Source organism: Enterobacter sp. 22499, assembly GCF_052044815.1.
GTDB classification, from domain to species: Bacteria; Pseudomonadota; Gammaproteobacteria; order Enterobacterales; family Enterobacteriaceae; genus Enterobacter; species Enterobacter bugandensis.
The window spans coordinates 1,511,380-1,537,790 of the sequence record NZ_JBQENR010000001.1 but is presented as its reverse complement, the minus strand read 5'-3'; the positions used below and the strand labels follow the sequence as shown (position 1 = coordinate 1,537,790).

22 protein-coding genes are annotated in these 26,411 nt (G+C 54.8%); 10 read left to right on the top strand and 12 right to left on the bottom strand.

Annotated features, from left to right (window positions below; genetic code table 11):
* Window positions 1-62: 62 nt before the first annotated feature.
* The 9 genes from ACTJI7_RS07520 to ACTJI7_RS07480 all read right to left on the bottom strand — a co-directional run bounded on the left by ACTJI7_RS07520 (window position 63) and on the right by ACTJI7_RS07480 (window position 10,143).
* Window positions 63-917 (bottom strand): GIY-YIG nuclease family protein, encoded by an 855-nt coding sequence (locus tag ACTJI7_RS07520; protein WP_063155385.1) that lies wholly within the window; start codon window positions 915-917, stop codon window positions 63-65.
* A 137-nt stretch (window positions 918-1,054) separates the two neighbouring features.
* A complete protein-coding gene (locus ACTJI7_RS07515; protein WP_063155384.1) occupies window positions 1,055-1,801 on the bottom strand; it encodes an SAM-dependent methyltransferase in 747 nt (248 codons plus the stop codon).
* A gap of 10 nt (window positions 1,802-1,811) precedes the next feature.
* Window positions 1,812-2,069: a YjhX family toxin gene (locus tag ACTJI7_RS07510; RefSeq protein WP_028012097.1), complete on the bottom strand. Its 258-nt coding sequence runs from the start codon at window positions 2,067-2,069 to the stop codon at window positions 1,812-1,814.
* 239 nt (window positions 2,070-2,308) lie between these two features.
* The gene (locus ACTJI7_RS07505) at window positions 2,309-4,246 is read right to left on the bottom strand and encodes a putative bifunctional diguanylate cyclase/phosphodiesterase (protein ID WP_440669976.1); all 1,938 of its coding nucleotides are present in this window, start codon (window positions 4,244-4,246) and stop codon (window positions 2,309-2,311) included.
* Between the two features lie 17 nt (window positions 4,247-4,263).
* A complete protein-coding gene (locus ACTJI7_RS07500) occupies window positions 4,264-4,758 on the bottom strand; it encodes a molybdopterin-dependent oxidoreductase (protein ID WP_028012099.1) in 495 nt (164 codons plus the stop codon).
* Window positions 4,759-5,185: 427 nt separating this feature from the next.
* Entirely contained in the window at window positions 5,186-5,749 is a 564-nt protein-coding gene (locus tag ACTJI7_RS07495; protein WP_041911125.1) for a cytochrome b, read from the bottom strand.
* Window positions 5,746-6,819 (bottom strand): catalase family peroxidase, encoded by a 1,074-nt coding sequence (locus ACTJI7_RS07490; RefSeq protein ID WP_236327504.1) that lies wholly within the window; start codon window positions 6,817-6,819, stop codon window positions 5,746-5,748. The genes ACTJI7_RS07495 and ACTJI7_RS07490 overlap by 4 nt, the downstream gene beginning before the upstream one ends.
* A 310-nt stretch (window positions 6,820-7,129) precedes the next feature.
* Window positions 7,130-8,914, bottom strand: a complete 1,785-nt coding sequence (locus tag ACTJI7_RS07485; protein ID WP_248177551.1) for a diguanylate cyclase — start codon at window positions 8,912-8,914, stop codon at window positions 7,130-7,132.
* Between the two features lie 119 nt (window positions 8,915-9,033).
* On the bottom strand, window positions 9,034-10,143 hold the full coding sequence (locus tag ACTJI7_RS07480; protein ID WP_028012104.1) for an AI-2E family transporter: 1,110 nt from the start codon (window positions 10,141-10,143) through the stop codon (window positions 9,034-9,036).
* 337 nt (window positions 10,144-10,480) lie between these two features.
* Between ACTJI7_RS07480 and mmuP the strand changes: the two genes are divergently transcribed.
* From mmuP to tauD, 6 genes are all read left to right on the top strand, one after another.
* Window positions 10,481-11,881: an S-methylmethionine permease gene (gene mmuP, locus ACTJI7_RS07475; protein WP_041911121.1), complete on the top strand. Its 1,401-nt coding sequence runs from the start codon at window positions 10,481-10,483 to the stop codon at window positions 11,879-11,881.
* A complete protein-coding gene (gene mmuM, locus ACTJI7_RS07470) occupies window positions 11,868-12,800 on the top strand; it encodes a homocysteine S-methyltransferase (protein ID WP_100170707.1) in 933 nt (310 codons plus the stop codon). Before mmuP ends, mmuM begins: the two co-directional genes overlap by 14 nt.
* Before the next feature lie 174 nt (window positions 12,801-12,974).
* Complete coding sequence (gene tauA, locus ACTJI7_RS07465) at window positions 12,975-13,937, top strand: taurine ABC transporter substrate-binding protein (RefSeq protein ID WP_028012107.1); 963 nt, start codon at window positions 12,975-12,977, stop codon at window positions 13,935-13,937.
* 10 nt (window positions 13,938-13,947) lie between these two features.
* Window positions 13,948-14,715 (top strand): taurine ABC transporter ATP-binding subunit, encoded by a 768-nt coding sequence (gene tauB / locus ACTJI7_RS07460; RefSeq protein ID WP_048957570.1) that lies wholly within the window; start codon window positions 13,948-13,950, stop codon window positions 14,713-14,715.
* Complete coding sequence (gene tauC, locus ACTJI7_RS07455) at window positions 14,712-15,539, top strand: taurine ABC transporter permease TauC (RefSeq protein WP_041911117.1); 828 nt, start codon at window positions 14,712-14,714, stop codon at window positions 15,537-15,539. The genes tauB and tauC overlap by 4 nt, the downstream gene beginning before the upstream one ends.
* On the top strand, window positions 15,536-16,384 hold the full coding sequence (gene tauD / locus ACTJI7_RS07450) for a taurine dioxygenase (RefSeq protein WP_041911116.1): 849 nt from the start codon (window positions 15,536-15,538) through the stop codon (window positions 16,382-16,384). The genes tauC and tauD overlap by 4 nt, the downstream gene beginning before the upstream one ends.
* Window positions 16,385-16,490: 106 nt before the next feature.
* Here the strand turns inward: tauD and ACTJI7_RS07445 are convergent, their stop codons facing one another.
* Both ACTJI7_RS07445 and hemB read right to left on the bottom strand, forming a co-directional pair.
* Window positions 16,491-18,191, bottom strand: a complete 1,701-nt coding sequence (locus ACTJI7_RS07445; RefSeq protein WP_440669971.1) for a lysophospholipid acyltransferase family protein — start codon at window positions 18,189-18,191, stop codon at window positions 16,491-16,493.
* Window positions 18,192-18,263: 72 nt separating this feature from the next.
* A complete protein-coding gene (gene hemB, locus ACTJI7_RS07440; protein ID WP_028012112.1) occupies window positions 18,264-19,238 on the bottom strand; it encodes a porphobilinogen synthase in 975 nt (324 codons plus the stop codon).
* Window positions 19,239-19,683: 445 nt separating this feature from the next.
* Here hemB and ACTJI7_RS07435 point away from each other — a divergent pair, with 445 nt between their 5' ends.
* Window positions 19,684-22,458, top strand: coding sequence for an autotransporter outer membrane beta-barrel domain-containing protein (locus ACTJI7_RS07435; RefSeq protein WP_227442158.1), 2,775 nt, complete (start codon window positions 19,684-19,686; stop codon window positions 22,456-22,458).
* An 89-nt stretch (window positions 22,459-22,547) separates the two neighbouring features.
* Window positions 22,548-23,174, top strand: a complete 627-nt coding sequence (locus ACTJI7_RS07430; RefSeq protein WP_440669968.1) for a helix-turn-helix domain-containing protein — start codon at window positions 22,548-22,550, stop codon at window positions 23,172-23,174.
* Between the two features lie 2 nt (window positions 23,175-23,176).
* Here ACTJI7_RS07430 and ampH read toward each other — a convergent pair whose 3' ends face one another.
* The gene (gene ampH / locus ACTJI7_RS07425; protein WP_041911111.1) at window positions 23,177-24,337 is read right to left on the bottom strand and encodes a D-alanyl-D-alanine-carboxypeptidase/endopeptidase AmpH; all 1,161 of its coding nucleotides are present in this window, start codon (window positions 24,335-24,337) and stop codon (window positions 23,177-23,179) included.
* 204 nt (window positions 24,338-24,541) lie between these two features.
* Between ampH and ACTJI7_RS07420 the strand changes: the two genes are divergently transcribed.
* The gene (locus ACTJI7_RS07420) at window positions 24,542-25,075 is read left to right on the top strand and encodes an isochorismatase family protein (protein WP_440669966.1); all 534 of its coding nucleotides are present in this window, start codon (window positions 24,542-24,544) and stop codon (window positions 25,073-25,075) included.
* A 114-nt stretch (window positions 25,076-25,189) separates the two neighbouring features.
* Window positions 25,190-26,410, top strand: coding sequence for a peptide antibiotic transporter SbmA (gene sbmA / locus ACTJI7_RS07415; protein WP_028012117.1), 1,221 nt, complete (start codon window positions 25,190-25,192; stop codon window positions 26,408-26,410).
* Window position 26,411 lies beyond the last annotated feature (1 nt).

Genomic DNA, 26,411 nt, shown 5'->3' with positions numbered 1-26,411 from the left:
TTTCTTGATGACAGTACGTCGTCTTGCCCTTGAATAGCAATAAGTGTCGCGGCATAAGCAACTTAATCCTCGTCATCACTCTGTAATACCCTACGCAGGATTCGGCTCGATTCCAGTATCGGCAGATCTACCATTAATAACGCCGATCGCGATGGCAATTTATTAAACAAGCGCTCTGTTTGCGAGGCGAGATAGGCCACCAGAGGATGTGCGTCAGGGTCGCCTGAAATCAACTCCACGTTGTATTGCGTGACCGTGCCTTCACCAAAGACCCCCGAGCAGTAGTTGGTCCCTCCCAAGTATCTGAAGTCTTCAATAAAAAAGCTGAACATGCGCATTATTTTGTGAGCATCGCGTTGGTCAGTACGGTTGTCTGCTATCCGAAAAAGTATGGTATTACCTTCAATGTCATATTGATAACGAAGGCGGTGCTGCTTAAATAGCAAGATAAGCAGTAAACGATTTATCCTGCTGAACTGTTCCGTCACCCTGACAACGTTGTTAATCATAGTATCTGACTGTTTTTTCATTTTCGCGTGGCGATGCGCCGCGCTTTTGCCGGGCCGAAGCTGTGGCTTTTCGATTCCCTGAAGGAGCTGAGCATCAATGACCCCATGCTCAATGACGTAATGAATATGCTTAATGGCGGGCTCCAGCGCCTCAATGGAAAACAGCTCGGTATAGCCGTCGCCGGCATCAATGCCCGTTTGATATTTGGCCAAAAGAAAATGCAGCATTTTTTCTAGCTTAAAGACCTCGGACTGCGGTAACGCAATGCGGTAAGAATGGGCATAATCCACATCGCCCCAGACCCGTTTTAGCGACTGAATGCGGTTATAGATATTATTGGCTTTACCCACTTTCATCATCTTTTTGGCCGGGAAAAGCAATAAATAGAGAAAAGAAGGGGTGTCCATAAAGCGCCTGTGAATGCGGTAACGGAAAAAGCAATGATAGAAGTTTTTTCATGCCAGGCGTAGCGTAGCGTTCACAATGCTGAGCGCTTCATGCTTAAGGCCGGTATAGCCCCAAAAGGCTATACCGCCACTCCCTCCTATCGTGCAATTAACGCAAACACGCCCCAGCCAATATATTCCCTTGTGTAAGCCACATGGCGCTTAGGCGCTGCCGTCAGCTCCGCGCGCACCTCCTGTGCAAAATCATCGTCGGGGTTTTGATCCAGCCAGCGGCGCAGGGTCATCCATTTCGCGGCTTCGTATCTGTCCCAGCCTTCCTGATCTGCCAGCACCATTTCAACCAGGTCATAGCCCTGGCGATCGAAAGACGCGACAAGGTCGGGCAGGGTGAGAAAGTCTGCGGTGGACGAGACGCCGCAAGCCCGAGCTATCTCCTCCGTTGCGGGAACCTGTCGCCAGTAAGGTTCACCGATGAGCATGATTCCCCCGGGCTTAAGGCTTTGTGCCAGCAGGTCCATCGTCCCGGCAACGCCTCCAGCAATCCATGTGGCGCCAACACAGGCCGCCACGTCGCATTGTTCATCAGCCACGTAGCCAGCCGCGTCGTTATGCACAAAATGGACGCGTTCGCTGACGCCGAGCGCCTCTGCGCGCCGCGTTGCCTGCGCGGTAAAGAGCGGGCTCATGTCGATGCCAATACCAGTAATCCCGTGATCGCGTGCCCAGGTGCAAAGCATCTCTCCCGAACCGCTGCCGAGATCGAGCAGGCGCGCGCCTGGCTTCATGCGTAACACGCGCCCGAGCGTGGCGTACTTTTCTGGCGTGAAGGGGTTATGAATGCGGTGTTCGCTTTCGCTAACAGTAAATATGCGTGGGATATCCATCATCCTCTCCTTAACGATTATCAGGCTGGGCACGGACGTTGTTCAGCCCGGTAGTATTAATGCGGTAGGGCTGACCGTTAACGGATTTGATCAGCTTTTTGGTTTTGAGCTTTTTGAAGACGGCGAGCGTGCAGTCGCTGAGCAATAGCCCTTCGCGGCTGTAACATTCAACGGCGGTGACGCGGCCGGACGTATCGCGGACGTGCACAATACGGCCACCTTTGGCGAGAACGTGTAAGGTACGCTGTTCCTGACGGGATAAATTCATACTGGAAAACCTGTTTAATCATCATGTGCAAAACGTGCAAACACACAGCGGTGTCCGCATTCGATTTCGGCGCATTGATAATCAGTCCGGCCTGAAAAGGTCGGGGAGCTGATTATCGGATGATTACATTCTCCAGCATCAAAGCCTCGGATTGAGTTGAAAGGTATTTACGGGGTGAATGATAACACCCGGTCATTGTATGTGTATACCCAGGGTTGAAAAGTGTGATCCCGGTAAGATCACACTGTACCGTTTTTTATATTTTTATCGATTTCAGCCTGTGGCTTTCCAAACAGATAGCCCTGCACGAGATCGCAGCCCAGCGCCTGAAGCCGTTCAAGCTGCGCTTCGGTTTCCACACCTTCTGCAATGACCCGCATATTGAGGCTCTTCGCCATGCCGGTTATCAGTTTAACGATATTAAGCGCATCGTCTTGGGTGGATATCGGATTCACAAAGGATTTATCAATTTTAATTTTATCAAAATTGAGTTCACTCAGCCTTGATAACGAGGAATAACCCGTTCCGAAATCATCAATGGAGATTTTTACCCCCAGCGATCTGAGTTTTTTGAGAATAGTAAGCGGCGTGTTGCTGTCACTGAAGAGCGAAGACTCCGTAACTTCCAGCTCAAGGCGGCTGGCCGGCAGGCCTGTCTCTTTCAGGATGGACTGAACCATTGCAGTAAATGATTTAGTCCCCAACTGAACAGGTGAAACGTTTACCGAGATTCTGGCCGGAACCGCCCAGGAAACCGCCTCCCGGCAGGCAAGTTCAAGCACATTTTTGCCAATCTCATTGATCATCCCTGTTTTTTCAGCAACAGAAATAAAGTAATCAGGCGACAAAATCCCCTTTACCGGGTGTATCCAGCGAATAAGCGCTTCATAGCCGTAAATTTCATTGCTGAATGAATCGACAATAGGCTGGTAATAAACAACGAATTCATGGTTGCTGATCGCGAGAGCCATATCATGCTCAAGGGTTCTGCTTTCCTGCAGCTTCTGCAGCATCCATTGACGGAAGACTTTTATCTGCTGTGAGCCCTCTTTTTTGGCTTCGTAGAGGGCCAGATCGGCAAATTTATAGAGATAATCCGAGCGCCGCTCATTATCAGATAAAACGATACCTACACAGGTGGCAATTTTTATCAGCTGGTTATTGATCGTATAGGGCAGACTAATGTGAGCGCTGATCTCTTTGGCGCGCGAAACCGCCGCGTTCTCGGTCAGGCCGCTGGAGAGAAGTGCAAATTCGTCACCGCCCAGGCGGTAAAACGTATCCGTCGCGTTACTCATTGAGGTAAGCCGTCGGGATACCTGATTCAACAGTAAATCGCCGGCGTCATGGCCATAGGTATCGTTGACCTCTTTGAACCGGTCTAAATCAAATAACATCACCGTGACAGGGGTATGGTTTTTATCTGCCTGAAGGGTAATTTTATTGAGATCGTCCCAGAAGAACAGACGGTTTTTCATGCCGGTAAGGGAGTCATGATACACATCATATTCCAGCTTCGAATTCTGTATTTGCAGCGTTTCTTTTGACCGCTGAAGTTCGTCAGCGAGGGTTTTAACCTGCATGTGGGCTTTAAGAATATTTTTATTCTGATAGATCATTAAGAACCCCAGAATAAAGCTTAATATCACCAGAAGTAACGAAAGTACGGAGTAAATATAATATAGAATCTGTATTTTATGGTTGGATTCATTAATTGTGTTAATATCTTTGGTTAATGCGCTTGAAGACAGTTGACTGAGCGGCGCGTCGAGCAGGTGCATATTTGCCAGGTACTTTTTTAATTCCTCATGGCTCATTTTTTCCAGGTTACTGTCCAGATACGCCAGTATTTCTTTCAGGCGTGCAGCGATCTCTTGATGCGTTTTATCGCTCTCAATATAGCGGCCTAAGTCTCCCCCGTTCAGTAACTCGCTCTGGCTGAGCATAATTTCGAGACGCATGCGGGCCTGGTCTATCGTAACGTCATCGGTATCGGTTGCGTATAGACCAAGCCATGATTCAAATCGGTAGTACTCTGATACCAGTTGAGCCACGGACCAGGACTCAGTGTAGTGAGTCAGTTTTTGCAGCTCTTGCTGACGATCGTAAACAAGAAATGCAATATATCCCGTCGTGATAAAAAGAGAAAAAATGATACCAACCAGTATCCTGTTCATTATGTTCTCCTGAACTGCTATTCAATCTTCATTTTGCTAACCTGCCATGCTGAACGCGAGTAATAAATTTGATTATTCAACTCAGGAAGACTGTCATAAGGGTATACAATGAATGATGGGCCTTTATCGCGGATACGCATATATTCGCCATTAATCTTTAAGGCAAGAATAGCGTTATATTTCTTAAAATCGCTGAGAGGAATAGCGGTTGCGTAATCATTAAGGGCAATAACATTAACGACAGAACCCTTTGCTCCAACATAATCCATGAGTTTGTTCATTGGAACACCCTCAAACTTCGTCCTGCCCGTATACCAGGGAGATGTCGTCTCGAAACTCACCATCCCGAGTTTTTCAAGGCTTGCGAGATCAAACACTGCTTTTCCATCTTCGTTAGTATTTTCTATATTCCCGTAAATCGTCAAAATGGGTTTTCCGGCGGGTTTCGGCAGTTCACCCGCCCAGGCTAAACTCTGAACCAGACAGCATACCAGCATTAGGATTAATCGCATTATGGCCTCCACTTTTGCACAGAAGTATATGAATTATAATTTAGTTATCCTACTAGTTTATGTATTTTGTTGAGACGCTACCGTTTTTGGATATGCGTTGCAGGAAAATGTTTTAAAATCATCGAGTTGAAGTGGTTTGGTGCGAGCGGGTTTTACAGCACTGGGAGTGCTTCTTTTTTTAAGTACGCGACCATTATGTGAATAAAGTCGCTTTCGGCTAAAAAACGATCGTTTTTTATTGACGCGCACGAGGCATCGCCCGGGCAGCGTTGCTAACCATAACGTCGGATGCCCCAGACTGCAGGTTACCGGGACAACGACGCCTGGTTATTTTTCGCCAATTTATATGTCGCGCTAATTGTGCCGTTTAATTATCACACTCCGGCGATTTTTTATTCGAGAGCGGATAAAAAGGCCTTTTTTTTATTTAATTTTTCTGGTTGCCGCTTTTCGTCATGCTGGCAAAAACGCTATCCCGGTAGATCCAGGCATGTACTAATGCAGCAGAAATATGTAATAGCACCACGGCAAAAAGGAGTTTTGCCAGAAGGCTATGCGCATCGTGGCACCAGGCGAAAAGGGTTGGGCTTACTGGCAAAATCGGTGGGAGATTAAATCCCTCGAACATGACGACGGGCAAGCCTGCTGCCGACAGCTGCGCCCAGCCCAAAAATGGCATTGCCAGCATGAGCGCATACAGCAGCCAGTGCGACGCTTTAGCCGCAAGCACTTGCCAGAAGGGTAAATCAGCAGGCAGCCGGGGCGTCTTGCTACGAAGTCGGTTCACCAGACGGAGCAGCGCCAGCAGTAATATGGCAATCCCCAGAGGGCGATGCAGGTCGATAAGCGCAATCCGGTGATGAAGCGTCGTCATCATTGCAGTACCAATAAATAGCATGGCCAGAATCATCGCCGCCATTAGCCAGTGTAGTCCTCTTGCCAGGGCGTTGAAATGCTGCGGCGCTTTTCCGTGTTCTTGATTCGGGTTCATTTTACCTCCTGCTTTTCAACAGCTTCGGTGGCTTTGCCGTAACCAATTTCCCGTTCCCGGCGACTAAAGGAGTGTGAATACGCGGCAGAACGCGCGTTTAACACCGGATCGTCAGACACGTTCACACCCGAAGGAACCGTCGAGGGGTCGAAGTTAACGTCGCGGCACGGACCGTCAGCCTGGGCTTCGACGCGCGCCACTTCCAGCGTACCGGCCACGATCTGCCTGCGATCGTTAGGCCACGGCCGGGAAGGGTCATCCACCGGATCGCCCGGCTGGGCGAGTTGCAGAACAAAATCCCAGTAGAGAGGCTTCTGAGCAAGCCTCTGGCTGACGCCCTCGAACATGATGTTGCGATCGGCCTTCTGGCGCTGCTCCTCGCTCAGCGACACAAAAGGATCGTGCGGGCGCATCATCCAGCGTACCGCCTGGCGATTTCCGAGACCGTCCACGAGGTAAAAGGCGTTAATGCTGTAGAACGTTGCGCCGGCAAAGCTCCCGGGGGCGGGCTTTTGTGCCGCCCATTTGAGGTATTTCTCTGCTTCCGGATAGGCTTTTAAGAATGCCGCGAGGCGCTGTGGATCCGGCTTGCCGGTGGCCGGGTCTGGCGCGGTTGCCCGGTGCAGCGCCAGAAATCCTTCAGGGTCCCGGGTCGCAAAGAAGGGTTCGTTGTTCATCGCCATACGCCACTGCTGGTTATCGTCTGTTCTGAACATCAGGGCCATGCTCAGAGTTTTCGTTGAGCTATCCGCCGCGTGGGGGTCGCCAGTGCCGATGGAAAACCGTCCGACAACAGGGGTGTGCTGCTGGGAAAAAAGGCGCGCGGTTGACAAAGACGTTGCTGAACCGGCTGGAATGAAGTTTCCCGTAAAACACATTCCTTTGCCATGTGCCCGGCGAAATCCGGGAGGAAACGGCGTTGATGTTTCCGAGACTAATGCCTGACTGGTGGTGCGAGAACCGATCCAACCCGCCGTCCACGCAAATGCGGATGCTATCGCGCCCACGATCGCGGCGATGATGGCCAGCGCTACCCAGGATTTTTTGGATCGTAAATCCACATTAGACATAGACGTTTTTCCAGTGTGAAAGAATAATGCCTGACACGCGCACGAACATCTGCGAGCCACGCATTAATACAGGGATAAAGTTGAGGCGATTATTTTTTTATAATCGCGGTAATATGCCAGAGGATATTTTTATGATGAGGCGATTATAGACGCGCTAAAGAATAATAGACTGAAAAGCCACTATTTTTATAACGTGCGTTTTACGCTCTGAGAAGAGTATATAAGGTAAACTTTATTAAAAAAGAATATCACGAAAAGTTTATAATTTTTTGATGCCAGATATTTTCGCGTTCGCCACCCGGCGGGCGGTCTAGCCCGCCTCCAGCATCCCAAAACTCACAATTCGCGAGCGTCCCAGCTCTTTCGCCCGGTACAGTGCCACGTCCGCGGCGCGCAGCAGGTTGTCACTTTGAGCATGCTCTGGATAGCTGGCGATACCAATCGACACATCCACCGGCCCAATCTCGGTCAGCCCGTAGCGAAGCGATAGCGCATGCACGCCGTTGTAAATCTTCTGCGCGCAGGCGTGCGCTTCTGCTTCACCGGCCCCGGGAAGCAGAACCAGAAACTCCTCGCCCCCGTAGCGGAATGCCAGCCCGCCGTCGTGCGCGGCCCGCTGAACAATCGTCGCCACGTTTTTGATTACCTGATCGCCGGCCTCGTGACCAAAGCGGTCGTTAATGCTCTTGAAGTGATCGATGTCGATCATCATGCAGCTTAACGGCTCGCCGTTGCGCATGGCCTGCGTCATTTGCGTGTGCAGGGTGTCTTCCAGATGATGACGATTACGCAGGCCGGTAAGCGGGTCAAACAAGGCTTTTTCCAGCAGCGCGTCGCGCAGGCGCTGATTCGCCAGCGCCAGTCCGAGCGCCTCGGCCATCAGTTCCAGATACGCGCGTGCAGGAGCATTTTCCGGGGCGATGTTCTGGAACGAGAGCAATCCAATGGCCTCGCCCTGGGCGATAAGCGGTACGCACAGCGCGCTTTCCGCCTGTGATTCCGGGAGATGATAGCAGGCGACATCCGGTTCACCGTTAACCGGCGGGTGGCTCTGACCGCGACGCACGGCCCAGCACGCATCGGGGTGGAATGTGGCCTTATCATCTGCCGGTGAAAGCCACTGGGCGACGCAGCGCATTTGCCACGGATCGCGGTCAAAAACGTAGAGCCGGCCCGCTATCCCCGGCGCGATATTGGGCGCAAACAGCTCCGCCACGTTGATCACATCGTCAAAGTTTTCACACCCCTGCAGCCGCTGCGTCATGCGCGCCAGCAGCTCGCGGATGGCCCAGTCGGCGTCACGCTCTTTTTCCAGACGTTGTCGCGCAAGGCCGTTTTCACGAAAGATGCGGATGGCCTGGGCCATATCGCCAATCTCATCAATCTGGTTAAAGTTGGGCGTTTCAACGGCGAAGTCCTGAGAGGCCAGACGGTGAACCACGTCGCTCAGGCGTACCACCGGGCGCAGCACGCGGCGTTTTAATATAAAGCCGAGCACAAACAAGAACAGCAGGGCGGTCAGGCCAACCATCACTTCAGAAGCCGTGCGCAGCGCTTTCGATTTTTTCGTCGCCTCCCGCACGGAGGCGATGACACGTTTGTCGAGTATCTGGCGAAAGCGATCGATTTGGGTTTGTGCGCGCTCAAGCTCCTGCTCGTAGGGCATGCCATAGAGCAGGGCAACGGCCTGCGCATCTTCACCCCGGGCCGCGCTCGTCAGTGCCTCCTGCTGCTCATCCTGCAGTGCATCAATGATTTTTAAACCATCATGTAGCAGGGCCAGCTCGTCATCTGAAGCGCCGGTGTCCTGCAGTTTCTCCAGCTTCAGCTCGATGCTCTTCAGTTTTTTCTCTGACGCATTGTACTCATCGAGGATTTGCGGATTTTTTTTGATGACATACAGGCGCGCTAAATCGGACTGTTTCCAGGCGTCGGTTTCAATATTTTCTGTAAGCTCATCAAAATTTTGACGTAGTTCAATGGCCTGACGTTCGGCGGTGTCAGCTCCGGAGGCCATCAGCATGATAATGCCGGAGGCGATAGTCAGGCAGACCGTGGCACCGTAGGCCCAGTTGGTTATTGTCGCGATTCGCACCTGGAGATCCTTTTACCGCATAAAGAGGATGGCGTTCTTCAAATTATAGAAAACGTTTGATTTAAGGCGAAAAAAAAGGCGGCACAGCGCCGCCTGATGTGGTCGTTATCGTCACGTCCCTACAAATCTGGAGAGTTTTTTCCCTCTTCGATGAACTCGGCGTCCAGCTCTTCGGCATTACCCGCGTGATCGCGGCCGGAGAAGAGGTTCCAGCAGGCGATAAACAGCGCGGCGATGAGCGGCCCAATCACAAAGCCGTTAATGCCGTACAGCTCCATGCCGCCGAGGGTGGAGATCAGAATCAGGTAGTCCGGCATTTTGGTGTCTTTCCCCACCAGCAGCGGGCGCAGGATATTGTCCACCAGCCCGACAATAATCACGAAGAAGCCAACAATAAACAGCCCCTGCCAGAGCTGGTGCGTGGCGAACAGGTAAATGGCGGCTGGCACCCAGACAATCGCCGAGCCGACGGCGGGGACCAGCGAGAGGAACGCCATCAGCGCACCCCAGAGCACGCTGCCGTCGATGCCCACGATGGCAAACGCGATCCCGCCGAGCGTGCCCTGAACGACGGCCACCACCGCCGTCCCTTTCACCGTCGCCCGGGAGACGCCGACGAACTTGGCGAACAGGTGCTGTTTAACAAAATCAGACAGCGGCAGGGAGTCGAGGATCTGGCGTACCAGATACGGTCCATCCTTCAGCAGGAAGAACAGCAGGTAAAGCATGATGCCGAAGCTAATCGCAAAGCCAAACGTGCCTTTGCCGATCAGGAACGCGCTGCCTGCCAGATACTGCCCGCCCTGCAGCGCAACGTCGGAGAGTTTTTTCTGGATCTGCGCCGCGTTGGTCAGGTTGTGATCCGCCAGGAAGCCGCTGGCCCAGTCCGGCAAGTGGTTGAAGATGCTCGCCACTACCTCCGGGAATTGGGTGTTGTTCTCCTGAAGCTTCGTGTAAACCACGTTCAGCTCGATGGCGAGCGAGGAGAGGATCACCATCAGCGGGATAAAGACGATCAGGCAGATAATGCCAATCGTCAGCAGCGAGGCCAGCCCGTTGCGATCCCCCAGCGCGGCGCGCAATTTGTTTTTTACCGGGTTGAAAATGACGGTCAGAATAGCGGCCCACAGTATCGCGGAGAAGTAGGGCGACAGCACGTCGAAGAAGGCCCAGGTCACAAGGGCGAGAATGAAAATAAAGAAACCTTTGGTCAGTCCGTTAAAGCGCATCAGTCAGTCCTGGTTACTAAGAAACTGTGACGACTATAGAACCGATTGCGAGAATTACCAACCCGGCGGCCAGTTCAGCAATATCGCAGTATGAATTTGCGCTTCACGGATAGCACTTTTGACTGACCGAAGATCGCATGCTCCCGCACCATGCTGTTAGTATCTGCTTGCGGAGGTGCTTATGGCCTGGCGTCCCATTCTTTATGTGATCCTCACAACCCACCCCAGACTCAGCGCGCGACGTGCCCGTTTACGTCTGGTCATCTAGCTTTTTATTAACAATCGCGGTATAACACCTTCTTTGGATGTTTAGATGTCCATACGTATAGAAGGTAATATGCAAACACAACAAGAAAATGGACAGCTTAAGCGCACCATGAAAACACGCCACCTGATTATGCTCTCGCTGGGCGGCGTGATTGGGACAGGGTTATTCTTTAATACCGGATACATCATTTCCACCACCGGTGCGGCGGGCACGCTGCTGGCGTACCTGATCGGCGCGCTGGTGGTCTGGCTGGTGATGCAGTGTTTGGGTGAACTCTCCGTGGCGATGCCGGAAACCGGCGCGTTCCACGTCTACGCCGCCCGCTATCTCGGCCCGGCGACGGGCTATACCGTGGCGTGGCTCTACTGGCTCACCTGGACGGTGGCGCTCGGCTCGAGCTTTACCGCCGCCGGGTTCTGCATGCAGTACTGGTTCCCGCAGGTGCCCGTCTGGGCGTGGTGCGTGGTCTTTTGCGTGGTGATATTCGGCCTTAACGTCATCTCCACGCGCTTCTTTGCCGAAGGGGAATTCTGGTTCTCGCTGGTGAAGGTCATCACCATCATCGCCTTTATCATCCTCGGCGGGGCGGCGGTCTTTGGTTTCATCCCGATGCAGGACGGTTCACCCGCGCCGGGCTTAAGCAACCTCACCGCCGAGGGCTGGTTCCCGCACGGCGGCCTGCCGATCCTGATGACCATGGTGGCGGTGAACTTTGCCTTCTCCGGGACCGAGCTTATCGGCATCGCGGCGGGTGAAACGGAAAATCCGCACAAGGTCATTCCGGTTGCGATCCGCACCACCATCGCGCGGCTGATCATCTTCTTTATCGGCACCGTGTTTGTGCTGGCGGCGCTGATCCCGATGCAGCAGGCGGGCGTGGAAAAAAGCCCGTTCGTGCTGGTGTTTGAAAAAGTCGGTATTCCTTATGCCGCTGATATCTTTAACTTCGTGATCCTGACGGCGATCCTCTCGGCGGCGAACTCCGGGCTGTACGCCTCCGGGCGCATGCTGTGGTCGCTCTCGAATGAGAAAACGCTCCCGCGCTGCTTTGCCCGCGTGAACAAAAACGGCGTGCCGCTGACGGCGCTCTCGGTTTCCATGCTCGGCGGCGTGCTGGCGCTGTTCTCAAGCGTGGTGGCCCCGGACACGGTGTTTGTCGCACTCTCGGCCATTTCTGGCTTTGCGGTGGTGGCGGTGTGGATCAGCATCTGCGCATCGCACTTCGTTTTCCGTCGCCGTCATCTGCAGTCTGGCCAGCCGCTCTCTGCGCTGCAGTACCGCGCGCCGTGGTATCCGCTGGTGCCGGTGCTCGGTTTTATCCTCTGCGTGGTGGCCTGCGTCGGCCTGTGGTTTGACCCCAGCCAGCGCATTGCCCTTTATTGCGGGCTTCCGTTCGTCGCCCTGTGTTATGGTGCCTACTACCTGACCCGAAATATGACATCGCAGGAGCCTGAACATGTCGCAGAATAATCCGCTTACCGCCATCCTTGAAAAACAGCCGTTTGTGGTGCTGGATGGCGCAATGGCAACGGAGCTGGAAGCGCGCGGCTGTAACCTTGCAGACAGCCTCTGGTCGGCCAAAGTGCTGGTGGAAAACCCGGATCTTATCCGTGAAGTGCATCTTGATTACTACCGCGCGGGCGCGCAGGTGGCGATCACCGCCAGCTACCAGGCCACGCCTGCGGGCTTTGCGGCACGCGGTCTGGATGAGGCGCAGTCCCGCGCGCTGATTGGCAAAAGCGTGGAGCTGGCGCGTAAGGCGCGCGAAGCGTACCTGGCCGAAAACCCGCACGCGGGCACGCTGCTGGTAGCGGGCTCCGTTGGGCCGTACGGCGCGTATCTGGCAGACGGCTCAGAGTATCGCGGCGACTACGTGCGCAGTGCCGAAGAATTCACAGAATTCCATCGCCCGCGCGTGGAAGCGCTGCTGGACGCGGGTGCAGACCTGCTGGCCTGCGAAACGCTGCCGTCGTTCACGGAAATAAAGGCGCTGGCCGCGTTGCTGACGGCGTATCCCCGCGCGCGGGCATGGTTCTCCTTCACCCTTCGCGACAGCGAGCACCTGAGCGACGGCACGCCGCTGCGGGAGGTGGTTTCTTCTCTGGAGGACTATCCGCAGGTCGTCGCGCTGGGCATCAACTGTATCGCGCTGGAAAACACCACGGCGGCGCTGAAGCAGTTGCATAGCCTGACGCCGCTGCCGCTGGTGGTCTACCCGAACTCGGGCGAGCATTATGATGCGGTAACCAAAACCTGGCACCACCACGGCGAAGCGTGCGAGACGCTGGCGGGGTATCTGCCGCAGTGGCTGGCGGCGGGAGCGAAGTTAATCGGCGGATGCTGTCGCACCACGCCGAAGGATATTGCAGAGCTGAACGCGCAGCGCTGAGTTTGTGCCGGGTAAGGCGCAGGCGCCACCCGGCACAAACCAACCGCACAAAATCAACTATCCTTTCCCGCTTTTTTTCTAAAAACGAATCGTCATTAGCGATTCTTTTTTATTCCTTTATCAAAATTCCCGCGCCGGAAATACTGCCCTCATAACAACAGGGGAGCAGGCACTATGGCAATTTCATCGCGAATCACACTTCTCGGCGCGCTGGCGCTGTGGGCATTTCAGGCGCAGGCGGTGGACGTTACCGTCGCGTATCAAACCTCGGCTGAGCCGGCGAAGGTTGCGCAGGCGGACAATACCTTTGCGAAGGAGAGCGGCGCGAAAGTCGACTGGCGCAAGTTCGACAGCGGCGCGTCCGTCGTGCGTGCGTTAGCGTCCGGCGACGTGCAGATTGGCAATATCGGCTCCAGCCCGCTGGCGGTCGCGGCCAGCCAGCAGGTGCCGATTGAGGTTTTCCTCCTCGCCTCTCAGCTCGGTAATTCCGAAGCGCTGGTGGTGAAGAAAAACATCACCAAACCGGAAGACCTGATCGGCAAACGCATCGCCGTGCCGTTTATCTCCACCACCCACTACAGCCTGCTGGCGGCGCTCAAACACTGGGGCATCAAGCCGGGGCAGGTGCAAATCATCAATCTTCAGCCGCCGGCGATTATCGCCGCCTGGCAGCGCGGGGATATTGACGGGGCCTACGTGTGGGCACCGGCAGTAAACGAGCTGGAAAAAGACGGCACCGTGCTGACCGACTCCGAGAAAGTGGGCCAGTGGGGCGCGCCGACCCTCGACGTGTGGGTGGTGCGCAAAGACTTTGCCGAGAAACATCCTGAGGTGGTGAAAGCCTTCGCCAAAAGCGCAATTGCCGCCCAGCAGCCGTACATCAGCAACCCGGATGAGTGGCTGAAGCAGCCCGCCAATCTGGAAAAACTCTCCCGCCTGAGCGGCGTGCCGGAAGCGGACGTGCCGGGGCTGGTGAGGGGCAATACTTATCTGACCCCCGCGCAGCAGGTGCAGCAGCTAAACGGGCCGGTGAGCAAAGCGATTGTGGATACCGCAACCTTCCTGAAAGAGCAGGGCAAAGTGCCTGCGGTCGCGGCGGATTACAGTCAGTACGTCACCGATCGCTTTGTGAAATAAGGAGTCCGCCATGCTGAACATTACGAACCTGTATGCCGATTACGGTGGTAAACCCGCGCTGGAGGACATCAACCTGACGCTGGGCAGCGGTGAACTGCTGGTGGTGCTCGGCCCGTCCGGCTGCGGAAAAACCACGCTGCTGAATCTGATTGCCGGGTTTGTACCGTATCAGCACGGTACCATTCAGCTGGAAGGCAAAAAGGTGGATGGCCCTGGCGCCGAGCGCGGCGTGGTCTTTCAGAACGAAGGATTGCTTCCGTGGCGCAACGTGCAGGAGAACGTGGCGTTTGGGCTACAGCTTGCGGGTGTGAACCGTGAACAGCGGCTGGCAACCGCGCGGGCGATGCTGAAAAAAGTGGGGCTGGAAGGGGCGGAAAAACGCTTTATCTGGCAGCTTTCCGGCGGCCAGCGTCAGCGCGTCGGGATCGCCCGCGCGCTGGCGGCGAATCCGCAGCTGTTGCTGCTGGACGAGCCGTTCGGGGCGCTGGACGCCTTTACCCGCGAGCAGATGCAAACCCTGCTGCTGCGCCTGTGGCATGAGACGGGCAAGCAGGTGCTGTTAATTACCCACGATATCGAAGAGGCGGTGTTTATGGCGACCGAGCTGGTGCTGCTCTCGCCGGGGCCGGGGCGCGTGCTGGAGCGGCTGCCGCTGGATTTCGCCCGCCGCTACGTCGCGGGAGAACCCGTGCGCAGCATCAAATCCGATCCGCGGTTTATTGAGCAGCGTGAATACGTCTTAAGCCGCGTGTTTGAACAGCGGGAGGCCTTCTCATGAGCATCGTCTTCAGTGAAAAAACGCGTCGCACGCGTCTGGCGCTGCGCTGGCCTTTCTCACGTCAAATTACGCTGAGCGTCGGTACGCTGCTGGTGCTGCTGGCAGCGTGGTGGGCGGTTGCGGCCCAGCAGTGGGTCAGCCCGCTGTTTCTGCCGCCGCCGGGACAGGTGCTGGCAAAACTCATCTCCATCGCCGGGCCGCAGGGCTTTATGGACGCTACGCTCTGGCAGCATCTCGGCGCAAGCCTGACGCGCATTCTGGTGGCGCTGCTGGCGGCGGTGGTTATCGGTATCCCGGTCGGGATCGCGATGGGCCTAAGCCCGACGGTGCGCGGCATCCTTGACCCGCTCATTGAGCTTTACCGCCCGGTGCCGCCGCTGGCCTATTTGCCGCTGATGGTGATCTGGTTCGGTATCGGCGAAACGTCGAAAATTCTGCTGATTTATCTGGCGATTTTCGCGCCGGTTGCCATGTCGGCGCTGGCGGGCGTGAAGAGTGCCCAGCAGGTGCGCATTCGTGCGGCGCAGTCGCTGGGGGCCAGCCGTACGCAGGTGCTGCTGTTCGTGATTCTACCCGGTGCGCTGCCGGAGATTTTAACCGGGCTGCGCATCGGCCTCGGCGTGGGCTGGTCCACGCTGGTGGCGGCAGAGCTGATTGCCGCCACGCGAGGATTAGGGTTTATGGTTCAGTCGGCGGGAGAGTTCCTGGCGACTGACGTGGTGCTGGCAGGGATCGCGGTAATTGCCGCGATCGCCTTCGGATTAGAACTGGGGCTGCGCGCGCTACAGCGCCGCCTGACGCCCTGGCATGGAGAAATACAATGAGTGAACGACTGACCATCACCCCGCTGGGGCCGTACATTGGCGCGCAGGTGTCGGGCCTGGATGTGTCCCGCCCGCTGAGCGATAACCAGTTTGAGCAGCTGTACCACGCGGTGCTGCGCCATCAGGTGGTGTTCCTTCGCGAGCAGGCGATCACCCCGCAGCAGCAGCGCGCGCTGGCGTTGCGTTTTGGCGACCTGCATATTCACCCGGTCTATCCGCATGCGGAAGGGGTGGAGGAGATTATCGTTCTGGATACCCACAACGATAACCCGCCTGACAACGACAACTGGCACACGGACGTCACCTTTATAGAGACGCCGCCCGCCGGGGCAATTCTGGCAGCAAAATTACTGCCAGAGACCGGTGGCGATACGCTCTGGGCGAGCGGGATTGCGGCGTTTGAGGCGCTCTCTGCGCCGTTCCGGACGCTGCTGAGCGGCCTGCGGGCGGAGCACGACTTCAAAAAATCGTTCCCGGAATACAAGTACCGTAAAAGCGAAGAGGAGCATCAGCGCTGGCTGGAAGCGGTGGCGAAGCATCCGCCGCTGCTGCACCCGGTGGTGCGCACCCATCCGGTCACGGGCAAGCAGGCGCTGTTCGTGAACGAAGGATTCACGACGCGCATTGTGGACGTGACGGAGAAAGAGAGCGACGCGCTGCTGGGATTCCTGTTCGCACATATCACTAAACCGGAGTTTCAGGTGCGCTGGCGCTGGCAGGAGAACGACCTGGCGATCTGGGATAACCGCGTGACGCAGCACTACGCCAACGCGGACTATCTGCCGCAGCGAAGGATTATGCAGCGGGCGACGATTTTGGGTGATAAGCCGTTTTACCGCCCCTGATCCTGGAGTACCCGTAGGCCGGGTAAGCGCAGCGCCACCCGGCGAAAACGGTGCACAATTGCCTGGTGGCGGCTACGCCTTACCCGGCCTACCTATCCCCGGCCAATTAAAGGTGCGCCTCAATATACCGCTGATAGCGGTTCGCCTTCAGGTAGCACAAATCCACCAGCACCAGACCGTCTACGCAATTGTTGAACGCCGGGTCGCTGCCAAAATCAATAAACTGCACGCCGCCGGGCTCGCATAGTTCGGAATACTGTTTATACAGCGGCGGTATGCCGCAGCCCAGATTGCAGAGCAGGGATTTCAGCTTCGTCAGATCGTCCACGTAATCCACGCCGCCAAACTGTGCCAGCACGTCCGGTAAGGATGCCGGATACGGCTGACGTGACGCGGCTAGCGGATGCGTCGCCGGGAACCACAGGCGGTAAAAGGCGACCAGCAGATCCCGTGCCGCAGGCGGTAAGCCGCCGGAGATGGAGACGGGGCCAAACAGGTAGCGATAATGTGGGTAACGCGCCAGGTAAGCCCCGATGCCGGACCATAAATAGTCCAGACCGCGACGCCCCCAGTAGCGCGGCTGAATAAAGCTGCGCCCGAGCTCAATGCCGTGCTCAAGCACGTCCTGCATTTTGTCGTCGTAGTGGAACAGGCTGTAACTGTACAGACCTTCAACGCCGCGCTTTTCGATCTGCATGGCCGTCGGCATAAAGCGATACGCCCCGACGATCTCCAGATCCTCTTCATCCCAGAGGATCAGGTGCAGATAATCGTCATCGTAGCTGTCGGTGTCCCGGCGTTTACCGCTCCCTTCCTCCACCGCGCGAAACGCAATCTCGCGCAGGCGGCCCAGTTCGCGCAGAAGAGGCGCCTCTTCCTGCCCGTTGCGCTGCCACAGGTAGATGGTTTTACCGTCGCTGGTTTTACCCAGACACTCCGCCTGCGCCAGCTCGCGTTTCAGGGTGGCCCGGTCTTCCGGACGGGCAATGGCGCACTGGGTTTTGAAGACGCCAGGCAATCCCTTGCCAAGACGTATCACGTGCTGACGGCACTGCTCGGCCATCTCACGTGACGAAAGCGTGGCGCTATGCCAGTGATGCCAGGCGATTTGCTGGCCGATTTTAATCGGCAGCTGGCTGTGGCGGCGGCGGAACATCTGCTGCATTAGCAGCAGCATCGACAATGTCGGCGACACCAGCGTGCTGGCATAAAAGAGCAGGCTGTTATGCGCCGGAATATGCACCGGCAGCAGCGGGGCGCGCAGCTTGCTGGCGAGTTTGATAAAGCCGGAGTGCCATTTTTTATCGCGAATGCCTTTGCGCGTGGGGCGTGAAACTTCACCCGCCGGGAAGAAGATCAGCACGCCCGCGTTTTGCAGATGCTGCTCCATCTGAACCAGAGACGATTTCGCCGTCCTGCCGCCCATATTGTCCACCGGAATAAACAGCGAACTGAGAGGCTCAAGGTGGGTCAGCATCCGGTTGGTCACGACTTTAACGTCGCGCCGCACGCGGGAGACGGCATACATCAGCGCCAGCCCGTCCAGCGTGCCTGTCGGGTGGTTGGCAATAATAACCAGTGGGCCATGTTCGGGGATTTGTTCGAGATCGCGGGCGGAAACGGTGCAGAGAATATCAAGGTGCTCCAGAACTTGCTCCACCATATCCAGTCCTTTCAGGTGGCGGTGAGCGGCGGCAAACTGCTGGAATTCTTCTTCGTAAAACAGCCTTTTTAACAGACTTTTTTGCCAGGGTGCAGGCCTCGCCTGAGGCCAAAGATCGTCGAGAACGCTATCGAGGCTAAACATGATTACTCCTCCTGCCGTCTTGCGAAGACAGTAGAAGGAGCAGATGTCGGTTGTATTGCAGTTTGGTGAAGATTAGCGGAGGATTTTTTTCTCGGCCAGATCCAGCGCGAAGTAGCTGAAGATCAGATCCGCGCCCGCGCGTTTGATCGCGCCCAGGCTTTCGAGGATCACTTTCTCTTCGTCGATGGCACCGGCCAGCGCGGCGAATTTGATCATCGCGTATTCACCGCTCACCTGGTATGCCCCCAGCGGCAGTTCGGTGCGCTCGCGGATGTCGCGCAGAATATCGAGATAGGCGCCAGCAGGTTTCACCATCAGGCAGTCTGCGCCCTGGGCTTCATCAAGCAGGGATTCACGAATCGCTTCCCGGCGGTTCAGCGGGTTCATCTGGTAGGTCTTACGATCGCCCTTCAGCGCCGTACCCGCTGCTTCACGGAACGGACCGTAGAAGGAGGAGGCAAACTTGGTGGAGTAGGACATGATGGCGGTGTCGGTAAAGCCTGCCGCATCCAGCGCCTGACGGATAGCCTGAACCTGTCCGTCCATCGCCGCAGACGGCGCGATGAAGTCCGCACCCGCAGCGGCAGCCACGACCGCCTGCTTGCCGAGGTTCAGCAGGGTGGCATCGTTGTCCACGCCGTGATCGCACAGCACGCCGCAGTGCCCGTGGGAGGTGTATTCGCAGAAGCAGGTGTCGGACATGACCACCATTTCTGGCACGGTATCTTTGCAGATGCGGGACATGCGGGCCACGAGGCCATCCTCTTTCCATGCATCGCTGCCGGTGGCGTCGGTATGGTGGGAGATGCCGAAGGTCATCACCGAGCGGATCCCCGCGTTGGCAATGCGTTCAATCTCGCGGGCCAGATGCTTCTCAGGAATGCGCATCACGCCCGGCATGGCTTCGATGGCTTTGTAGTCATCAATCTCTTCTTCAACAAAAATCGGCAACACCAGATCGTTTAAGGTCAGTGTTGTCTCTTCAAACATAGCGCGCAGTGCGGGTGACTTACGCAGGCGGCGGGGACGTGCAATTAAATCGGTCATGGTATGCCTGATGTTTGTGGAACAAAGAAGGTTAGTGTACCTCAAAGTGAAGTGAGGTGTTTTACTAAAGTGGGCATTTTGATACCGATTAATGCGGCCTGTCTATGATTGCCAGTGAAATATATATAATTAACTAATCCTGCGGAATGTCGGTTCGAATTATTGATGTTAATTCTATTACGAAGGGAATGTATAAATAAAAATGATCTGTTTATAAAACTTATATTACCTTTGCTTGTTTAGTTTATTTTGACTTTTTCTTTATAGTATTTATATTTAGCGCTCTTTTTCTCTCGTTTTACATCTGCTGATTGTCTGTATACGGACTTAAATGAATCATTCATTGAACCTTTTCTGAATGAAACTGCATAATTCACTCCGCAATTAAACATTGCTAATTGATTTACGGACAAACATGCTTACGTCCCTGAGGAGGGATGACCCAATGCAAACATGGAAAAAGAAACTGGTTGTATCTCAACTTGCATTAGCTTGTACGCTGGCTATCGCTTCTCAGGCTAATGCGAAAGATATTTCCGGTACGACATATAATACTTTTGGATATGATAATACCGCATCTACGCCGTGGTATTATGGCTACGCAGATTGGGATTACTCGGATGCCACCCATGATGGTGACATTTATCCGGTCATCAATAAATCAACCGTAAACGGTGTTATTTCGACTTACTATCTGGATGATGGGGTCAATGGCCGTACGAACGCGTTGAGTATTTCTAACAGCACCATTAACGGCATGATCACGTCAGAGTGTATGACCACGACGTGTGCAGATGGCGTGGATACTGACGGCACCAGTCATACCCAGTACGATCGTTTTAGCCTGACCGTTGATAACTCCACCATCAACGATGCCTACGAGCATTACGCGTATGATGTCGTCAATGGCGAGAATACTGAAACGCATTATCTGGACACCTATGGTCTGGGTAACGCAATTACCCTGGACGTTGAATCTGATATCGTTATTCAGAACAACTCCCACGTCGCGGGTATCACGCTGACGCAGGGTTATCAGGAACTGGATAACACACCATACGACGGCGTTGAAGGCGTTGCTAACAGCAGCAATGTCTTTACCGATACGCTGGTGGTGAAAGACTCCGTGCTGACCTCTGGTGCGTACAGCGATCTGGGCACCAACGGGTTCTACGGTCAAACGGCGAAGCCGAGCGACTACGGTGAAACCAACGCCTCGGCTGCGGATGATGCGGCGTTGATCGTTGCGGCCGGCGCGTCTGATAACGCCATGCAGACCACCGCTACCTTCGATCACTCTACCGTAACGGGTGACATTCTTTTCTCCAGCACCTTTGATAACAACTTCTACGAGAATGGCGATCCGGCAACGGATACCACTGAAGATGGTGTCTATAACCCAACCACCAACGGCTGGGACGGTACCGATACACTGGATGTTACGCTGACTAACGGCAGTAAGTGGGTCGGTGCAGCGCAGTCCAGCGTTGAAGCTATCGGCACTGCGCAGATGTATGGCCAGGGCTACAGCAACGTTGACTGGCACGCTCTGTCCCCGAACAGCATCTGGCCTGATTCTACCTTCGACAGCAACGGTCACGTTGCCGGTGAAGAGGTGTACCAAAGCGGCCTGTTCAATGTGGCGCTGGATAACGGTTCCGAGTGGGATACCCGCAAGGTCTCCAACATTGATGCGCTGACGGTGAACAACCAGTCTCAGGTCAATGTTGAAAACTCCGGCCTGCTGGCGGATTCAATCACCCTGACCAATGCTTCAACCATGAATATTGGCGACAGCGGAGCCGTGGCAACCGACAGCTTGTATCTGGACAGCTATAGCCGTGCGGCACTGACTGAAGAGACAGCAGAGCTGTATGCCAACACCATTACCGTAGACAACGGTGCCGAGCTGGCGCTGGGTCTGGGTCAGGTTGATACGCACAATATGGTACTGACCGATGGCGGCGTGCTCAACGTTGCCAGCCGCGATTATGTGCTGAACAGTGATCTGAACAACGCACGCTATATCACCAACGATCGCTACAACGCGGAGTATGACTACGGTGTTGTCGCGCTGAACTCCGACGGCCATCTGGCGGTGAACGGTGACGTTGCCGGTAACTACAAGGTGCGCATCGACGATGCAACCGGCGCTGGTTCAGTTGCCGACTACAAAAACAAAGAGATCGTTCGCGTCTACGACAATAACGCAGATACCGCAGCCAGCTTTACTGCTGCAAACAAAGCTGATTTAGGTGCTTACACCTATCAGGCGCAGCAGGAGGGTGACACCGTTGTTCTCCAGCAGAAAGAGCTGACTGACTACGCCAACATGGCGCTGAGCATTCCTTCTGCCAACACCAATATCTGGAATCTCCAGCAGGATACCGTGGGTACGCGTCTGACCAACAGCCGTCATGGCCTGGCAGACAACGGCGGAGCGTGGGTGAGCTATTTCGGCGGCAATTTTGACGCGGATAACGGCACCGTCAGCTACGATCAGGACGTAAGCGGCATTATGGTCGGTCTGGACACGCAGATTGACGGTAATAATGCTAAGTGGATCGTCGGTGGTGCAGCTGGTTTTGCGAAAGGCGATATCAGCGATCGTACGGGTCAGGTCGATCAGGACAGCCAGACTGCGATGATCTACGCGTCTGCGACGTTTGCGAACAACGTCTTCCTCGACAGCTCACTGAACTACACCCGCTTTAACAATGACCTCTCTGCAACCATGAGCAACGGTCAGTATGTTGACGGTGACACCACCTCTGACGCTGTTGGCTTCGGGATGAAGCTGGGCTATGACTGGAAACCAAACCTGTCAGGCTACATCACTCCTTACGCGGCGGTATCTGGCCTGTTCCAGTCAGGCGACGACTACCAGCTGAGCAACGACATGCGTATCGATGGTCAGTCTTACGACAGCATGCGTTATGAACTTGGCCTGGATGCGGGTTATACCTTCAACTACGGCGGCGAACAGGCGCTGACCCCGTACTTCAAGCTGGCTTACGTCTATGACGATGCTGACAATAATGCTGATATCAACTCTGACAGCATTGATAACGGCGTCGAAGGCTCTGCGGTTCGCGTGGGACTGGGCACCCAGTTCAGCTTCACCAAAAACTTCAGTGCTTACACCGATGCGACTTATCTGGGCGGCGGCGACGTTGACCAGAACTGGGGAGCAAACCTGGGTGTGAAATATACCTGGTAAATAGAAAGCGCGGGGGATATTTTCCCCCGCTTTTTTATATGGTTTAAAAATAATAAAGAACCGACAGATACAGATGCTTTGAGGTATGCATGAACGTTAATGCGAAACCACTTTCTGAATTAAGCCGGCTCGCAAAATGTCTGGAAGTCGCCGGTACCCCCTTTAAGATCGAACCACAGCAATTAATAACAACCGGCAATAATGATGATGAGCCATTTACTTTTGTAATACAGTCTGGTCTTACCGCTATCCATCGTAAATCTGATGAACTTCTGATGGGCATTGCGCAGGCACCTTTTATCTATGGTTTGAATGCATGGATAAATGATAGTTATCTGGAATATTCCATGATGACACACACAACCTGTTCTGGATTTTATTTACCGGTCTCTGCCACGCGTCAACTTATTCAGCAAAATCATCTCTGGCAGGATGCTTTCTGCTGGGTGTCATGGATTAACCATATTCTGGGCAAGCGTGACCTGCAGCTGGTGGGAAATAACTCTTATAGTCAGATCCGGGCGATGTTGATCAATATGGCCGAGTGGGATGACTCGCTGCGCTCAAAAATTGGCGTTATGAATCATATTCAGCGTAGCACACGTATTTCACGTTCGGTCGTTGCAGAAGTCCTGGCTGCGCTGCGTCAGGGGAACTACATCAATATGAGCCGGTGCAAGCTGGTCAGCATCAACCGCTTGCCCACGGAATATTAAGATCAGTTAGACGCAGTAAGCACCTGGGCTTTATTGGCGCTCAGCTCGGCCACCAGGTTATTGATGCCGTCACTCATATTAACGAAGCGCGTGTTCGGAGAACGGGTGACTACCACAAACGCGCCCACGTTGGACTGCGGAATCATTGCCATGTAGGTAATGAATCCGCCGCCGCCGCCGGTTTTCTGAATGATGCCCGGACGACCATTTTTCGGTGCCATATAGACCCAGCCCAGGCCGAGCGCATCGGCTTTACCCGGCACGTCCATCCCGATGACGCGATGCAGCTGAGTACGCTGATAGATAAGAGTCTGCATACGATCGGCCTGGCTGCTGCGGGAGTAAAAATCCGAAGAAAGGAACTGCTGCATCCAGCGCATCATGTCGCCAGGGGTGGAATAGACCCCGCCGCTGCCCACGGCCGCCAGCGTGTTGTTACAGGGGCTTGCGCCTTTCTCTGCCACCATCAGGCGTTTGCACTGGTCCGGGGAAGGGGTAAAGGTGGTGTCTTTCATGCCCAGCGGACGCGTGATCTGCTCTTCAAAAAGCTGCGGGTAAGGTTTGCCCGCCGCCGTTGAAAGCGCATCCGCCAGCAGATCGAACGCCAGGTTCGAGTAAGAGGCCTGCGAGCCCGGGGCGGATTTCAGCGTGGCGGTGCTCAGATAGTTCCAGCGCTGTTGGCGCGTTGGCCAGACAAAAACGTCGCGGTGCGCCGCGCCGCCCGGCTGCTCGCGCGGCAGAGCGCTGGTGTGCGTCGCGAGGTTCACCAGGCGAATTGGCGTGCCCTGATACGTCGGCACGCGGGCACCCGGCGGGGCGTATTTGCTGAGCGGATCGTCGAGCTTTACCACGCCCTGGTCGAGCAGCTTCACCAGCATTTCGCTGGTCATCAGCTTGGTTAAGGACGCGACGCGCACAACGGAATCCAGCTGCGGGCGAACGTTATTACCAGGACGCGTTTCACCAAAGCTGCGGAAAACGCGCTGGTTGCCGTCGATGACCACCATTGCCATTCCTGTCGCGCCGCTGCCGTAATAGATAAGGTTCGCGTAGCGATCGGCAATATCGGAAGCCAAAACGGGCGCCGTCAGCGGCTGGGCTGCCTGGGCGGTGGAGAAGCTCACCGCACACAGCGCGGCAAAAGAGAGCAGACAACGTTTCAACGAAAAGCATCCATGAAGTGAATGAGGAAAGTAATGGGTATTTATACTACTAATCGGCACCGTGCAATGCCCCGAATAGCATAACCATAGCGAGAAAAACGTAACCATGGGTAAATATGAAGAATTTCCCTGCGAGCGCTCTCCCATTTTGTGACATCGGGCTTATGATAGGCACCAGTGTTACTCAATCTTGCGGAGAACGGTATGTCTGAAAAGCGTGTGGTAATGGTGGTTGATATGCAGAACGGGGTGTTTGAAACCCCGCGTCATCAGCGCGAGACGTGTGTCTCTCTGATCAACCAGCTTACGCAGGCTGCCGACACGGTGATTTTTATTCAGCATACCGAGGCCGGGGGGCTGGAAGAGGGAAGTGACGGGTTTGCGTTGCTGCCTGAACTCCATCAACCTGCCGGCGCGCTGTACGTGACCAAAACCGCCTGCGATGCCTTCTATAACACCGGGCTTGAGGCGCTGTTACGCGAGCAGGGCATTCGCGAGTTTGTCATCTGCGGCTGTGCCACCGATTACTGCGTTGACGCCACGGTCAAGAATGGCGTCAGCCGGGGTTACCATATTACCGTGGCGGAAGATGCCCACACCACCGCCAACCGCCCGGCTGCCGAAGCACAGATCCTGATTCACCACCACAACGACGTCTGGCGAAACTTCATTGCGCCAGCGAACCCTGTCGCGGTGAAACGCACCGAAACAATTCTCGAAAACTGGAAAGCGAACTAATAATCAACCCACGGGTCTGACCTTTTTGCCCGAGCCGGGGTCCGGCTCGGGCAAGGTATTCGTGTGGTAATGTGTTGAGCACAGCAACAACCATAACAACAAGAAGGAAGTATCATGTTTAAGTCTTTTTTCCCAAAGCCGGGGCCTTTTTTCCTGTCGGCATTTATTTGGGCACTGATCGCAGTCGTGTTCTGGCTGGCGGGCGGCGGTGCATGGCTGACGCGCATCGTGGGGGCGACAGGCGAGGTGCCGATTAGCGCGGCGCGCTTCTGGTCGTTCAGCTATCTGCTGTTTTATGCCTATTACGCGCTTTGCGTCGGGCTATTTGCGCTGTTCTGGTTTAATTATTCCCCTCATCGCTGGCAGACGTGGTCCATTCTCGGAACGTCGCTGATTATTTTTGTCACCTGGTTTCTGGTCGAAGTGAGCGTAGCCATTAACGCGTGGTATGCCCCGTTCTACGATCTCATCCAGAAAGCGCTTAGCGCCCCTAACAGGGTGCCAATTGGCGAGCTTTATAATCAGTTAAAAATTTTTATGGGCATTGCGATGATCGCTGTCACCGTGGCGGTGCTGAATAATTTCTTCGTCAGCCATTACGTCTTCCGCTGGCGTACGGCGATGAACGAATTCTACATGACTCACTGGGAGCGTCTGCGCCATATTGAAGGTGCTGCTCAGCGTGTTCAGGAAGACACCATGCGTTTTGCGTCAACGCTTGAGGATATGGGCGTCAGCCTGCTTAATGCCATCCTGAAACTGTTTGCGTTCTTACCGATTCTGGTCGCGCTTTCTCCCCATATTTCAGCATTGCCGATTGTCGGACATTTACCGTACGGCCTGCTCATCCCGGCGCTGATTTGGTCGCTTATGGGCACAGGCCTGCTTGCCGTCGTCGGGATTAAGCTGCCGGGCTTAGAGTTTAAGAATCAGCGTGTGGAAGCGGCCTATCGTAAGGAGCTGGTCTACGGAGAGGACGACCCAACGCGCGCTGCGCCCCCGACGATAAAAGAGCTGTTCCGCAACGTCCGTTTCAACTATTTCCGGCTCTATTTCCACTACATGTATTTCAATATTGCCCGTATTTTCTATCTGCAGGTCGATACTGTTTTTGGACTATTCCTGTTGTTCCCGTCTATTGTTGCGGGAACAATCACGCTGGGCTTACTGACCCAGATTACCAACGTGTTCGATCAGGTCAGAAACTCGTTCCAGTATCTGATCAACTCCTGGACCACGCTGGTGGAGCTGATGTCCATCTACAAACGTCTGCGCAGCTTTGAACATGAGCTGGACGATCGGGACCTGCAGGAAGTCACCAACACATTTAGCTAAT

Excerpts from the sequence above, each read along its gene's own strand:
- ACTJI7_RS07520 (WP_063155385.1), bottom strand. The coding sequence starts at position 917 with ATGGACACCCCTTCTTTTCTCTATTTATTGCTTTTCCCGGCCAAAAAG.
- ACTJI7_RS07515 (WP_063155384.1), bottom strand. The coding sequence starts at position 1,801 with ATGGATATCCCACGCATATTTACTGTTAGCGAAAGCGAACACCGCATT.
- ACTJI7_RS07510 (WP_028012097.1), bottom strand. The coding sequence starts at position 2,069 with ATGAATTTATCCCGTCAGGAACAGCGTACCTTACACGTTCTCGCCAAA.
- ACTJI7_RS07505 (WP_440669976.1), bottom strand. The coding sequence starts at position 4,246 with ATGAACAGGATACTGGTTGGTATCATTTTTTCTCTTTTTATCACGACG.
- ACTJI7_RS07500 (WP_028012099.1), bottom strand. The coding sequence starts at position 4,758 with ATGCGATTAATCCTAATGCTGGTATGCTGTCTGGTTCAGAGTTTAGCC.
- ACTJI7_RS07495 (WP_041911125.1), bottom strand. The coding sequence starts at position 5,749 with ATGAACCCGAATCAAGAACACGGAAAAGCGCCGCAGCATTTCAACGCC.
- ACTJI7_RS07490 (WP_236327504.1), bottom strand. The coding sequence starts at position 6,819 with ATGTCTAATGTGGATTTACGATCCAAAAAATCCTGGGTAGCGCTGGCC.
- ACTJI7_RS07480 (WP_028012104.1), bottom strand. The coding sequence starts at position 10,143 with ATGCGCTTTAACGGACTGACCAAAGGTTTCTTTATTTTCATTCTCGCC.
- mmuP (WP_041911121.1), top strand. The coding sequence starts at position 10,481 with ATGCAAACACAACAAGAAAATGGACAGCTTAAGCGCACCATGAAAACA.
- mmuM (WP_100170707.1), top strand. The coding sequence starts at position 11,868 with ATGTCGCAGAATAATCCGCTTACCGCCATCCTTGAAAAACAGCCGTTT.
- tauA (WP_028012107.1), top strand. The coding sequence starts at position 12,975 with ATGGCAATTTCATCGCGAATCACACTTCTCGGCGCGCTGGCGCTGTGG.
- tauB (WP_048957570.1), top strand. The coding sequence starts at position 13,948 with ATGCTGAACATTACGAACCTGTATGCCGATTACGGTGGTAAACCCGCG.
- tauC (WP_041911117.1), top strand. The coding sequence starts at position 14,712 with ATGAGCATCGTCTTCAGTGAAAAAACGCGTCGCACGCGTCTGGCGCTG.
- tauD (WP_041911116.1), top strand. The coding sequence starts at position 15,536 with ATGAGTGAACGACTGACCATCACCCCGCTGGGGCCGTACATTGGCGCG.
- ACTJI7_RS07445 (WP_440669971.1), bottom strand. The coding sequence starts at position 18,191 with ATGTTTAGCCTCGATAGCGTTCTCGACGATCTTTGGCCTCAGGCGAGG.
- hemB (WP_028012112.1), bottom strand. The coding sequence starts at position 19,238 with ATGACCGATTTAATTGCACGTCCCCGCCGCCTGCGTAAGTCACCCGCA.
- ACTJI7_RS07435 (WP_227442158.1), top strand. The coding sequence starts at position 19,684 with ATGCAAACATGGAAAAAGAAACTGGTTGTATCTCAACTTGCATTAGCT.
- ACTJI7_RS07430 (WP_440669968.1), top strand. The coding sequence starts at position 22,548 with ATGAACGTTAATGCGAAACCACTTTCTGAATTAAGCCGGCTCGCAAAA.
- ACTJI7_RS07420 (WP_440669966.1), top strand. The coding sequence starts at position 24,542 with ATGTCTGAAAAGCGTGTGGTAATGGTGGTTGATATGCAGAACGGGGTG.
- sbmA (WP_028012117.1), top strand. The coding sequence starts at position 25,190 with ATGTTTAAGTCTTTTTTCCCAAAGCCGGGGCCTTTTTTCCTGTCGGCA.